Origin of the sequence: Polaribacter gochangensis, assembly GCF_046224025.1 — a bacterium.
In the GTDB taxonomy this organism is placed as follows: domain Bacteria; phylum Bacteroidota; class Bacteroidia; order Flavobacteriales; family Flavobacteriaceae; genus Polaribacter; species Polaribacter gochangensis.
In genome coordinates this window covers 71,193-83,429 of sequence record NZ_JBJXRF010000003.1, presented here as the reverse complement: position 1 = coordinate 83,429, position 12,237 = coordinate 71,193, and the positions used below count along the sequence as shown (strand labels likewise).

The following is a 12,237-nucleotide window of genomic DNA, read 5'->3' as shown; positions in this document are numbered from 1 at the left end:
AGTATGAGATCGCTAAACTTAAAAATTATTTACCGTTTTCTTGGCTTAACAGCTATTTTAAACGGGGTTTTTATGTTTATCGCTGTTCCGTTTAGCATTTATCATCAGGAGGATGCAAAGTACGGTATTTTAAACGCAGGAATCGTTACGGTTTTTTTAGGTTTATTATTGTACTTTTTCAACAAACCAATCTCAACAAATATCCAAAAAAAAGAAGGGTATTTAATTGTAACATTAGGTTGGTTAACCTTATCTATTACAGGAATGCTTCCCTATCTTTTCAGTGGCGCGATTCCAGAAATTACAAATGCTTTTTTCGAAACATTGTCTGGTTATTCTACTACGGGTTCTTCTATTTTATCAGACATAGAAAGTATGCCAAAAGGTATATTATTCTGGCGAAGTGCAACTCATTGGATAGGAGGAATGGGAATTATTGTGCTAACAATTGCCATTTTACCTTTATTAGGAATTGGAGGAATGCAGCTTTTTATGGCAGAAGCTCCAGGGCCATCAACTGATAAATTACATCCAAGAATTTCTGATACAGCAAAGCGTTTATGGTTAATTTATGTGGCTTTAACTTTTAGTGAATTTTTCCTACTAAAATTTGCTGGAATGACTTGGTTTGATGCCATAAATCATTCAATGGCAACCATGAGTACTGGAGGTTTTTCTACAAAAAATGCAAGCATTGCTCATTATAACGCAATGCCTTTAGTTCAATATACCATAATTCTTTTTATGTTTATTGCGGGAACAAATTTTGTACTTACGTATTTTGCTTTAAAAGGAAAGGTGCGTAAAGTCTTTCAAAGCGAGGAGTTTAAATATTACTTTTTTGGGACTTTAACCATTGCTACTATAATAGCAGTAATCATCATTTTTTACCAAGATCCTACACTTAAAACCACTGTAGCTCATCCAAAGATTTTTGGTGAAGTAGAAAGTGCAATTAGGCATTCTCTCTTTCAAGTAATTTCTGTAATTACAACAACCGGATTTGTTAGTGCAGATTTTACCATGTGGAGTTTCTTTGCAACTGGAATTTTCTTTGCGTTGTTTTTTGTAGGCGGATCTGCAGGTTCTACAAGTGGTGGTGTAAAAATTGTACGTCATATTATCATGCTAAAAAGTAGTTTCTTAGAATTTAAAAAAGCATTACACCCAAATGCAATTATTCCGGTTAGATATGACAACAAACCAGTAAGTCATACGATTGTGTTTAATATTATTTCTTTCTTTATTATTTATATGCTTATTTTTGTTGTATCCTCTGTCATCTTAACTTTCTTAGGATTAGATTTTACTTCTGCATTAGGTGCCGCTGGTTCTTCTTTAGGCAATATCGGACCCGCAATTGGCTCTGTAAGTCCGGTTGATAATTTTGCGCATTTGTCTAACGCAGCGAAATGGTTTTGTGCATTTTTAATGCTTATTGGACGTTTAGAATTATTTACAGTACTTATCTTATTTTCTCCTTTTTTCTGGAGAAAAAACTAACCTAAAAACACTTATGGATAAATTTCATTTGGAATATTAGAAAATAATTCCTTAACTTTAACCTGTAATAATTCAAAATCAACGCTATGAAAAAGAATTACCTACATCAGCTATGCTGGTGTCTTATTTTTACCCTTTTTTTATTTTTTAAAGTTAATGCACAATCTGCAGGTGATATTGCCTTTATTGGTTTTAATACAGATGGAGATGATGATTTTTCTATTGTTGTATTATCAGACCTCACCAATAAAACTATCTATTTTTCTGACAATGAAACTAATGGAACTGGGGGATTTGTTGATACTAATGAAGGAGTTTTAACTTGGACAACAGGTATAAATACCATTAAAGCTGGTACAATCATAAATTTTAACGATATAGATAATGAAGCTAATGCTGGTTTTGGAGTTTCAATTGGTACTTTAAGCAGATCATCTGGTTCATTTTCATTATCATCAACAGTCAAAGATGGAATTTTCGCATATATTGGAACAGACGAGAATACTCCAACTACTTTTATTGCAGCAATTCAAATAGGCACTGATGCCTCAGAACTAGGTAATTATGATATCGATGGCATTACCCTAACCGGTACAGGGCTTGTGAAAGGAGCTTCAATCATAATTTTTGATGATTCTGCTACACCAGACGGAGCCGTTTATAATGCATCAAGATCAAGCCAATTAGTTTATAGTAATTATTATTCATTGATTTCTGATGATGCTAATAACTGGACAAGTATTGTTAATGGAGATGGAGAAACACTACTCCCTTTTTCCCAAGAAGCATTTACAATAAACACTACAACCTGGACAGGAGCATTAAGCACTACTTGGAATTTGGTTGGAAACTGGACAAATGGCATCCCTACTAGTTCGTCACTAGTTTCAATCCCAAATCTTATTACTTCTCCTGTAATTAGCTCAGGAACAACAGCTATAGCTGGTAACTTAACAATTGATGCGAGTGAAATTTTAACCATTAACTCTACAAACTCACTAACTGTTAGTGGTCTGTTAACCATAACAGGCGACTTAACCATAAACGGAGGAGGTTCATTAATTGTCAATGGAACTTCAACGGGTGATTTAACTTATAATGTAAATGTTAATGATACAGATTGGCATTTAATTTCATCTCCTGTTGTTGGAGAACAATATGATGATGCCTGGAATACTACAAACTCTATTAATGTTTCTGGAGCTGGAAATAATGATGCAGTAAGTACGTATGACAATACAACTTCAGTAAGTGGAAGTTGGAATTATTTTCAAACTGGAGGAGCTGCAACAACTTTTAATCAAGGACAAGGGTATTCTTTAAAAAGAACAGGCGCAGGTAGTTACGGTTTTATTGGAACTTTTCCTAATACTGGTTCTCTACTTACAATTTCACAAGGTTTTGGAGCAGTAAACAAATGGAATTTTGTAGGAAATCCTTTTCCTTCATACATCAAAGTAAGTGAGTTAATTACTGCTAATGCAGCAAACCTAACAGACAGTCATGAGTTTGTCTATGTTTGGGACAATTCTTTAAATTCAGGAGCTGGCGGCTATAAAACTCTTGCAGGAACAGATTACATTCATCCTGGACAAGGTTTTTTTGTAAATGCAGACAACTCAACAGCGAATAACTTTACAATATCAGAATCATTACAAAGTCATCAAACAGGAATTACTTTTTACAAAGGAGTAAGTAATCCAACCATAATAGTATTTGTAAATGATCAAGATAATAATCAAAAATTTACAGAAGTCAAATATGAAGACAATTCCACAAAAGCGTTAGACCCTGGATTTGATGCAGGAACATTTACTGGTCAATCTACTAGTTTTAGTTTATACTCTCATCTTGCATCAAATAGCGAAGGAATTGATTTTATGCTGCAATCTTTACCAAAAAATGATTATGAAAACACAATTATTCCTTTAGGTTTAAATGCAGATGCTGGTAAAGAAATTACATTCTCTATCAATCATGTTCGTTTACCAACTGGATTGATGGTCTTTTTAGAAGATACGGAAAAGAAAACAATAACTCGTTTAGATGAAGACAACAGTAATTATAAAATCATCTTAGAAGCTAATAGTAATGGAGTTGGAAGATTTTTTTTAAGAACATCTACTACAGATTTAAGAAAAACATTAGCTGTTAACGATTTTGATTTAGATAAGATAAGTATGTATTTGAGTTCAGATCGTACGTTAAGAGTAACAGGTTTAAAAAGCGATAGCGCATCACTTACAATTTATAATATTTTAGGTAAAAGAGTATTTCATAAAAATTTAAAATCTAGCTCTACTATGGATATTGCTTTATCAAATTATATAAAACAAGGAATTTATATTGTAAAACTTGAAACTAAAAAAGGAAATATTAACAAGAAAATATTCTTAAACTAATATAAAGCACATTTTTGAGATGAAAAAACAAGCAAAAAAAACAGAAGAAAATATTACTCGAAAAGAAGCTATTAAGAAAATTGGTAGCTATGGAAAATATGCGGCATTAACAGCAATGGGAACATACCTTTTATTAAACCCTAAAACGGCTCAAGCTAGGAGTCCGTCAGCTCCTGGAACTGACGGAGGATTCTAATCGCAGAATACATGTAAAAAAACCTCGAAAATTTCGAGGTTTTTTTTATGGTTTATTTTTTTAAAAGTGTATTTTAGTTTCTTATGCATGAAGTAGTCATAAAAAAAATTGAAAACAAAGAAATCATTTGGTTTAATAACTCAAATTCTTATTTGGTTTTAGAACCAATGGCTGCCGAAATTTTATTAAAAATAAATAAAAATATTTCTAATAAAGAAATCGAAACTTGGGCATTAGAAAAAATTGATGCTCCAAAAAATATCATTCAAAAATTTATTAAAGATTTGTTCACCCTTTATGCTTCAAATAATGCTTTAAATGATAGAATTAAAACAACTCCTTCAGCGTTTAAAAGCCCAACAAAATATTGTTCAGAAAAATATTACTCTATATATAATTGCATTTTTAAAATTCAATTTGAAACAGAATTTCATCTCTCAAAAATTCATCCAACATTTGCACATTTAGAAATAATAGAGGCAACAAAATATCAATTTAAATACACCCTTTTTGACACTGAAGATGCTATAGTGTTTTTAAAAAATGATACTTTTATTGGTAAGTGGACTAAGGATGAAGGGCATATTTTCGAAGGACAAATATCCATGCAATTGTTAATAGATATGTATAAAAAACCAGAAACAGATTGGATGGGCGTTTTTCATGCATCAGCAATTAGTAACGGTAAAGAATCCATGCTTTTTTTAGGTGATTCTGGAAACGGTAAAAGCACTTCATTAGCATTGTTAAATGCAAACGGATTTGATTGTATCGCAGATGATTTTGTGCCAATAGATAATAAAAAAAACATTTATACATATCCGGCAGCAATATCCATAAAAAAGAAAAGCGTAAAAACATTGCTTCCGTTTTACCCTGAATTAGAATTTACAGCTGAATATCATTTTAAAAAACTACATAAAACAGTTCGTTATTTACCACCAAAGAACATCAATTACAATTTAAAATTAAAATGCAAAGCTTTGGTGTTTATCAAGTACAATCCTAAAATTGAATTAGAAATAAACTCCATCTCAAAAGTAGATGCTTTTCAACAATTAATTCCAGATTCGTGGATTTCTCCTTTAGAAAAAAATGTAGCTACTTTTTTAGAATGGTTTTTAGAATTGCCTTGTTATCAATTAACCTATTCTAACAATATAAAAATGATTGAAACTGTTGCAAATATCTTTAATGATGACTTATAAAGAAACACTTTTTTTTGTCGGAAAATGTTTAACAATAACACATGAAGAACACAATAGAAAAATTGTTGAACAAGAAATAAAATCAGGCAATGTTGATTGGGATACTATTGTAAAAGTAAGCACTGCACATTATGTTTTCCCGGCGTTGTATTGCAATCTAAAAAGAGCAAATTTACTTTCTTATTTACCTGAAGAACTGGTGAATTATATGAAGCGTATTACCGATTTAAACCGAAAACGTAACTTACAAATAATTGAACAAGCAAAAGAAGTTAACGAGTTACTATTAGCGAATAACATTACTCCTATCTTCTTAAAAGGGACCGCTTTTTTAATAGAAAGTTTATTCGAAGATATTGCAGAAAGAATGGTAGGTGATATTGATTTTTTGGTCACAAAAGAAAGTTATAAAACAACTATAAATATTTTAAAAAAAGAGGGGTATAATACAAAAGAAAAAGAAGAACACATAATTTTCCCTTCTATTCATTATCCTAAAATGACAAAAAAAAATAGTTTTACCGCTATAGAAATCCATTCAAAAGTAATTTTATCACGCTATTACAATAGCTACAATTACTCCTTCTTTATAAAAAAAAACAGACTTTTTGGTAATTTTACTATTCCTTCAGTAAAAACCCAAATACTACACAACTGCATAAACAAACAGTTTGGAGACAATGGTCGATATTATAATTTAATTTCTTTAAGAAACTCATATGATTTACACCTTTTATCAATAAAAGAAAACACTTTAGAGATTATTCAACCTCATAAATTATTTTTTAAATCTTTTAACAAATACATTGCTATTAGTAAGTTTATTTTGAATAGTAATTTATTATCTTTTGAAAAAAATAAAGCAGTGTCTATTCACCAAAAAGCAATTATATTTTTTTTAAATCACCCTAGCTTACAAAAAACAAAAATCCTATTTATTAATTTTTTAATGAAAAATAAAAACAGAGCAATAACAATTTTTAAGTCAATCTACAAAAAGAGTTATAGGGATTATCTGATTTACAAATTTTCAATATTATACTTAACCTCCTCAAAATCTAATCCGCCATAATTGCCAGAACTCATCAATAATAAGGCGGTATTTTCTAAGTTTTGGTTCCATAAAAATGTTTTAAACTCTGCTGGATTTGTAAAAATAATCAAATCTTCTCGCTCAAAGGCGGCTGCTATTTGTTCTTTAGAAACTGCATCTAATTTTTTAATTGCAACTGCATTAGGCGAATAAAATACTACTGCTTTATCTGCGTCATCTAACACTCCTTTGTATTCTGATAAAAAATTTGCATTCAAACTAGAATATGTATGCAGTTCTAAACAAACCAACACTTTTTTTCCTGAATATTGCTCTTTCACTGCTTTTGTTGTTGCAGCAACTTTACTCGGACTATGCGCAAAATCTTTAAATACTACAGTTGATGAACTTTCTGCAATTTTTTCTAAACGTTTACTTGCCCCTTTAAAAGAAGCAATAGCCTCATAAAAATCATCTTCATCAATTCCCATATGTTGACAAATCCATTTTGCACCAGCTAAATTTTGCAAATTGTGTTTACCAAAAATCTCTAAAGGCAAATCTCCTTCTTGAGTTTTTAAATAGGTAGTTCCGTTTTCAATAAAATAATCTGGAGTTTTATATGGATACTTTTTAATTGCTGATGTAGATGTTTCTACTAATTGTTTTACAATCTCATCTTCTTCATTGTAAACTAATATTCCGCCATTTGTAATAGAATTTACAAATATTTTAAACTGTTCTACATAATTTGCAAACGTTGGAAAAACGTTCATATGATCCCAGGCAATTCCGCTCAACAATGCAATATTTGGTCTGTATAAATGAAATTTTGGCCTCAAATCGATAGGAGAACTTAAATATTCATCACCTTCCAACAATATAAAATCATTTTCCTTTGTTAGATGAACCATGGTTTCAAATCCATCTAATTGTGCTCCAATCATAAAGTCAACTTCTTTTTCATGATAATGCATTACATGCAGAACCATAGAAGTTATTGTAGTTTTCCCATGAGAACCTCCAATGACAACTCTAGTTTTATCCTTAGATTGCTCAAACAGAAATTCTGGATACGAATATATTTTCAACCCTAACTCTTGTGCTTTTATCAATTCGGGGTTGTCTTTATTCGCATGCATTCCAAGAATAACCATCTCTAAATTTGAATTGATTTTCTCTGGAAACCAACCAAATTCTTTTGGCAGCAAATGATGTTTTTTTAATCTAGATTTTGATGGCTCATGAATGGTATCATCGCTACCAGTAATTGTAAAGCCTTTTTGCAATAAAGCAATTGCAAGATTGTGCATTGCGCTTCCTCCAATAGAAATAAAATGAGCCTTCATAAACCTTGTAAATATATTTTTGCAAAAATACAAAACTATAAAACGAATACAATTGTTATCTTTCTTTACTTTAAAAGAAATAAGTTTGTGCTATTTTACATACCTTTGCATAATAATAACTTTAAAAATTTTTATACGATTATGAAGAAAACATTTTTAATTATTGGTTTAGTATTTGCATCATTTTTTACAATGAATGCGCAAGAGGTTTCTGAGAATGCAATTGGTATTCGTTTTGGAGATAATAGTGGTTTAGGTGGAGAGATTTCTTATCAACGTAAATTAAATGAAAACAACCGTTTAGAAATCGATTTAGGAATTCGTAACGGGAAAGATTCAGATTCTTTTAAAGCAGCAGGAATTTATCAATGGGTTTGGCATTTAGAAAACAGATTTAATTGGTTCGCTGGAGTTGGTGGTGGAGTTGGAAGTATTAAAGCCGGAGGAATTTCAGAGACTTTCTTCTTTGGAACAGGGAATTTAGGAATTGAGTACAATTTTGAAGCGCCTATTTTAATCTCTTTAGATTACAGACCTGAGTTTGGTTTTACTACAGTTTATGAAGGATTAAATTCTGACATTGCTTTAAGTATTAGATATCAGTTCTAAACTTTTTTACAATACATAAAAAAAATCCTCTAAATTAATTTAGAGGATTTTTTTTATATAATATAGAAAACTTCTACTAACGTCTTCCACCCATTTCCTTTTCAGTTAACTGAACTCTTGTTGGAGTATCTTTCCCGTTGATAATACTTTCTGTTCCTAAAGCTATGGCTCTAATGGTTTCAGTTACAACAGATACTTTTAGTGTAGTTGCTTCATCTGAAGCTTTGTGATAGTGCTTATCTGTTGGCAAAGGAACTGTTGAAAATGTATGAGAAGGGATTCCTAATCTTGCTAAAGATGCATTGTCTGATCTAAAAAACAAATTTTGCTTATCATACGGATCTGGATGTAAAACATATCCTGTTCCTTCTAAGTTCTTTTGAATTATTTTTCCGAAATCAGAACGATCAAATCCTGTTAACCAAGCTGTTTTTGGACCAAATTCAGAATCTTTTCCAATCATTTCAATATTGATTCCTGCAACAAATTTACTTGCCTCAACATCTTTTCCAAAATGCCTTGAACCTAATAAGCCCATTTCTTCTCCTGTAAAAGCAACAAACACAATAGTACGCTCGTTATTTCCTTTTTTCTTAAAATATTCTGCCAACGCTAAAACAGCAGTTGTACCAGAAGCATCATCATCTGCTCCATTATAAATACTGTCTAACTGGCCTTCTCTTTTTCTAATTCCTAGGTGATCATAATGTCCTGAAACAACTACATATTCGTCTTTTTTACTTTTCCCTTCTAAAATCCCTATAACATTAAAAGCTGCTATTTTCTTTTTAGTTCTTCTGTCCTCAAAACTAAATCTTTGTCTAAAATCTGTTAAGGTATCATAAGTCTGTAAGCCTATTCTTTTAAACTCACCCTCAATATATTGAGCCGCTTTTTCAATTCCTGGTGTTCCAGTACGTCTACCTTCCATTTTATCGGAGGCTAGCGTATATAAATGTTTTCTAACTGTAGTTGTATCGATACTTTCTACTGTAATTTCTTGATTGGTGTTTTCTTTATTTGTTTTGCAAGAATACATCAATACAAAAGCAAAAAGAAGTGTAAGTATTTTTTTCATGGTTATAAATTTAAGTGCTAAAGATATGAATTCAAAAGCAATAATTATTTTGTATTTTTGCTAAAATTATTTTTCAATGGATCTTACATTAATTCCCAACATCAAACACACCAATTCTAACAACTTTTTTTTACTTGCCGGACCTTGTTCTATTGAAGGTGAAGATATGGCGATGCGAATTGCAGAAAAAGTGTTGCAAGTAACTGACAAACTAGAAATTCCGTTTGTTTTTAAAGGAAGTTTTAAAAAAGCAAACCGAAGTAGAGTGGATAGTTTTACTGGAATTGGTGATGAAAAAGCATTGAAAATTTTACGCAAAGTTTCAGAAACCTTTAACGTACCAACTGTAACTGATATTCATGAAGCGTCAGATGCAGAAAGAGCTGCACAATATGTAGATGTATTGCAAATTCCAGCTTTTTTAGTTCGTCAAACGGATTTGGTGGTTGCTGCGGCAAAAACAGGTAAAGTTGTCAACTTAAAAAAAGGACAATTTATGAGTCCGACTGCCATGAAACATGCAGTTCAAAAAGTAATTGATTCTGGAAATACGCAAGTAATGATTACCGATAGAGGAACCATGTTTGGTTATCAAGACATGATTGTTGACTTTAGAGGAATTCCTGAAATGCGTAAATTTGCGCCAACCGTTTTAGATATTACACATTCATTACAACAACCTAATCAAGATTCTGGAGTAACTGGAGGAAGACCAGATATGATAGAAACAATTGCAAGAGCCGGTGTTGTAAATAATGTTGATGGTTTGTTTTTAGAAACCCATTTTGATCCTGCAAATGCAAAAAGTGATGGTGCAAATATGTTGCATTTAGATCATTTAGAAAATTTACTCAGCAATTTAGTTGCTATTAGAAAAACGGTAAACAATTTATAATCTGATAAGTTGTTATTGTTTTATGAAGCAACTATTCCTTTTATTTCTTTTTATAAGTATTGGCGTTCAATCTCAAAATTATACGGATGTTGATGCGAAAGTAAAACGCTACCCTACATTTAATTCTGCTCAAAAATTAGCAGCAAAAATTGATGCAGATTTCACGTCTGAAGCCGATAAAATTAGAGCAACATTTATCTGGCTGACAGAAAATATTAAATATGATTTAGAGGAATTCTACAATCCAACAACCAAACAAGTTGGATTTAGTTATAAAAATGAAGCAGAAAAACAAGCAAAATTACAACAGATAAAAGACGATATTGTAAACGAAACTTTTAAAAAAAGAAAATCTGTTTGCGAAGGTTATGCGCAGTCGTTTAAGAAAGTGTGTGATTTATTACAAATCGAAGCTGTAATCATAAAAGGTTACGCTCGAAACTCTTCAAATGAAATTGGTGTCATTCCAACAACTTCAAATCATGCTTGGAATGCCGTAAAACTAAATAACAAATGGCAATTAATTGACGCAACTTGGGCTGCTGGTTACGCGGTTAATAATCAATGGGAAAAGAATTTTACAGAATATTATTTTTATCCAAATCCGGCTGAATTATTAAGAACTCATTTACCAGAAAGTGATGCTTGGCAATTGGTACAAAAACCAATGAACGGAAAAACCTATGCAAATCAACCAATAATTGGTCAAGGTTTTTTTTATAAAAACCTAACATTAATCTCTCCAAAAAACGGTATTATTTCTGGTAAAAAAGTAATTGAAATTAAAATCAAAAACTTAACTTCTACTGATGTTGTTGGCTATCTATTTAAAGGGCAACGCTACGGTAAAAAAGCAAATGTTACTTTTGATAATTCCAACGGAAGTTTTACCATCAATTTAGAAAAGAAACGGAAAACCGAATTGTATATTTTTATCAATAATGAAATTGCATTGCAATATAAAATTCGATAATTATTTTTTCTTGTAAAAGCCTTTTTCTTTAGAATGATACGCTTCTTCTAAAACCGAAAGCAATACGTTTTCATTGATGTCTTCTAGCTTAAAATAACGTAAAGACTTTACTATTTTCCTTCCTTCAGTAATTAAATGTTCGTTGTATTTTAAATGAGCAGAAGCCCAAAAACAAACATCAACATATCCTTTTTTAATAGAAGCGTTTAAATAACAAAACGGATTATCATCAATATAATACACCGGAATTTTCCATTTATATCTCAATTCTACATTAGAATAACTTCCTTCAATCAACAATTGCAAGTGTACTAATATCGATTTAAAAGGTTCTGGTCTACTAAGAATATATTCTTCAGCTGGTTTCATTTTTCGTATATTAGCTTTACAATGATGGCTAAAAATAAGAATTTAATTAAGAACACAAGCTTCAACTTTACATTAAGAGGAAGACCCAGTATTTTTATTGGAATTTATATTCTAATCGGTGCCTTATTGATAAAGACAACCATTGAAGGTTTTAGTACCGATTCTTCTCCATTTGGATTCTTAACCGTTAATTTTTTAGAAGGGCTTATCGTCATTATTACGGTATTGGTTGTATTATTTTCTATGCTTGCATTATTTTTTGGAAACAGAAGATTACAACGGAAAATTGGTAATAAAATCTGGAATCAGAATTCAAAAACATCTATTTTATTCTTAATAATACTAATTACACTACTCTACTTTATTGAGTTTTACTTCTTAAGAATTGGAGAAGAGCAATTTTTAATTCCTGCTTTTTTAATTGGTTATGGATGTATTTTAATGATTTTGAATTTCAGTAAATCAATAGTATTGTATTACTTCTCTATGTTTTGTTTTTTATTAGGAATTATCACTTTGAATACAAACGGAATGAACTTTCACCTTTTAATGAGCCTTGGAGTTGCTCATATATTTTATGGATTCTTTACAAGAAAAGCTGTACAATAAATAATAAAATTTA

General features: G+C 30.8%; 12 protein-coding genes. 9 read left to right on the top strand and 3 right to left on the bottom strand.

From position 1 onward, the window contains the following. Positions 1–3 precede the first annotated feature (3 nt). The 5 genes from ACEWL1_RS09660 to ACEWL1_RS09640 all read left to right on the top strand — a co-directional run bounded on the left by ACEWL1_RS09660 (position 4) and on the right by ACEWL1_RS09640 (position 6,381). The gene (locus ACEWL1_RS09660) at positions 4–1,503 is read left to right on the top strand and encodes a TrkH family potassium uptake protein (RefSeq protein WP_409233111.1); all 1,500 of its coding nucleotides are present in this window, start codon (positions 4–6) and stop codon (positions 1,501–1,503) included. Between the two features lie 86 nt (positions 1,504–1,589). Further along, positions 1,590–3,905 carry a T9SS type A sorting domain-containing protein gene (locus ACEWL1_RS09655; RefSeq protein ID WP_409233110.1) on the top strand — a complete coding sequence of 772 codons (2,316 nt, stop codon included), beginning with the start codon at positions 1,590–1,592 and terminating at the stop codon, positions 3,903–3,905. Between the two features lie 19 nt (positions 3,906–3,924). Further along, complete coding sequence (locus ACEWL1_RS09650; protein ID WP_409233109.1) at positions 3,925–4,101, top strand: hypothetical protein; 177 nt, start codon at positions 3,925–3,927, stop codon at positions 4,099–4,101. Between the two features lie 83 nt (positions 4,102–4,184). Then, positions 4,185–5,309 (top strand): phosphoenolpyruvate carboxykinase (ATP), encoded by a 1,125-nt coding sequence (locus tag ACEWL1_RS09645; protein WP_409233108.1) that lies wholly within the window; start codon positions 4,185–4,187, stop codon positions 5,307–5,309. Next, positions 5,296–6,381, top strand: a complete 1,086-nt coding sequence (locus tag ACEWL1_RS09640) for a nucleotidyltransferase domain-containing protein (RefSeq protein WP_409233107.1) — start codon at positions 5,296–5,298, stop codon at positions 6,379–6,381. The genes ACEWL1_RS09645 and ACEWL1_RS09640 overlap by 14 nt, the downstream gene beginning before the upstream one ends. On the opposite strand, the gene ACEWL1_RS09635 is transcribed toward ACEWL1_RS09640, so the two are convergent. Further along, positions 6,330–7,691 (bottom strand): UDP-N-acetylmuramate--L-alanine ligase, encoded by a 1,362-nt coding sequence (locus tag ACEWL1_RS09635; protein WP_409233106.1) that lies wholly within the window; start codon positions 7,689–7,691, stop codon positions 6,330–6,332. The genes ACEWL1_RS09640 and ACEWL1_RS09635 overlap by 52 nt on opposite strands. A 141-nt stretch (positions 7,692–7,832) precedes the next feature. On the opposite strand from ACEWL1_RS09635, the gene ACEWL1_RS09630 reads away from it, so the two are divergent. Further along, on the top strand, positions 7,833–8,300 hold the full coding sequence (locus ACEWL1_RS09630; protein WP_409233105.1) for a hypothetical protein: 468 nt from the start codon (positions 7,833–7,835) through the stop codon (positions 8,298–8,300). 76 nt (positions 8,301–8,376) lie between these two features. Here the strand turns inward: ACEWL1_RS09630 and ACEWL1_RS09625 are convergent, their stop codons facing one another. After that, a complete protein-coding gene (locus ACEWL1_RS09625; protein WP_409233104.1) occupies positions 8,377–9,378 on the bottom strand; it encodes a M20/M25/M40 family metallo-hydrolase in 1,002 nt (333 codons plus the stop codon). 76 nt (positions 9,379–9,454) lie between these two features. Here ACEWL1_RS09625 and kdsA point away from each other — a divergent pair, with 76 nt between their 5' ends. Continuing rightward, positions 9,455–10,273: a 3-deoxy-8-phosphooctulonate synthase gene (gene kdsA / locus ACEWL1_RS09620; RefSeq protein ID WP_409233103.1), complete on the top strand. Its 819-nt coding sequence runs from the start codon at positions 9,455–9,457 to the stop codon at positions 10,271–10,273. Between the two features lie 22 nt (positions 10,274–10,295). Further along, positions 10,296–11,246, top strand: coding sequence for a transglutaminase domain-containing protein (locus tag ACEWL1_RS09615; RefSeq protein WP_409233102.1), 951 nt, complete (start codon positions 10,296–10,298; stop codon positions 11,244–11,246). On the opposite strand, the gene ACEWL1_RS09610 is transcribed toward ACEWL1_RS09615, so the two are convergent. Next, on the bottom strand, positions 11,247–11,615 hold the full coding sequence (locus ACEWL1_RS09610) for a DUF5655 domain-containing protein (protein WP_409233101.1): 369 nt from the start codon (positions 11,613–11,615) through the stop codon (positions 11,247–11,249). A 21-nt stretch (positions 11,616–11,636) separates the two neighbouring features. On the opposite strand from ACEWL1_RS09610, the gene ACEWL1_RS09605 reads away from it, so the two are divergent. Then, on the top strand, positions 11,637–12,224 hold the full coding sequence (locus ACEWL1_RS09605; RefSeq protein WP_409233100.1) for a hypothetical protein: 588 nt from the start codon (positions 11,637–11,639) through the stop codon (positions 12,222–12,224). Positions 12,225–12,237 lie beyond the last annotated feature (13 nt).

Coding starts and splice junctions, on each gene's coding strand:
- ACEWL1_RS09655 (WP_409233110.1), top strand. CDS start 1,590: ATGAAAAAGAATTACCTACATCAGCTATGCTGGTGTCTTATTTTTACC.
- kdsA (WP_409233103.1), top strand. CDS start 9,455: ATGGATCTTACATTAATTCCCAACATCAAACACACCAATTCTAACAAC.
- ACEWL1_RS09660 (WP_409233111.1), top strand. CDS start 4: ATGAGATCGCTAAACTTAAAAATTATTTACCGTTTTCTTGGCTTAACA.
- ACEWL1_RS09625 (WP_409233104.1), bottom strand. CDS start 9,378: ATGAAAAAAATACTTACACTTCTTTTTGCTTTTGTATTGATGTATTCT.
- ACEWL1_RS09615 (WP_409233102.1), top strand. CDS start 10,296: ATGAAGCAACTATTCCTTTTATTTCTTTTTATAAGTATTGGCGTTCAA.
- ACEWL1_RS09650 (WP_409233109.1), top strand. CDS start 3,925: ATGAAAAAACAAGCAAAAAAAACAGAAGAAAATATTACTCGAAAAGAA.
- ACEWL1_RS09645 (WP_409233108.1), top strand. CDS start 4,185: ATGCATGAAGTAGTCATAAAAAAAATTGAAAACAAAGAAATCATTTGG.
- ACEWL1_RS09610 (WP_409233101.1), bottom strand. CDS start 11,615: ATGAAACCAGCTGAAGAATATATTCTTAGTAGACCAGAACCTTTTAAA.
- ACEWL1_RS09605 (WP_409233100.1), top strand. CDS start 11,637: ATGATGGCTAAAAATAAGAATTTAATTAAGAACACAAGCTTCAACTTT.
- ACEWL1_RS09640 (WP_409233107.1), top strand. CDS start 5,296: ATGATGACTTATAAAGAAACACTTTTTTTTGTCGGAAAATGTTTAACA.
- ACEWL1_RS09630 (WP_409233105.1), top strand. CDS start 7,833: ATGAAGAAAACATTTTTAATTATTGGTTTAGTATTTGCATCATTTTTT.
- ACEWL1_RS09635 (WP_409233106.1), bottom strand. CDS start 7,691: ATGAAGGCTCATTTTATTTCTATTGGAGGAAGCGCAATGCACAATCTT.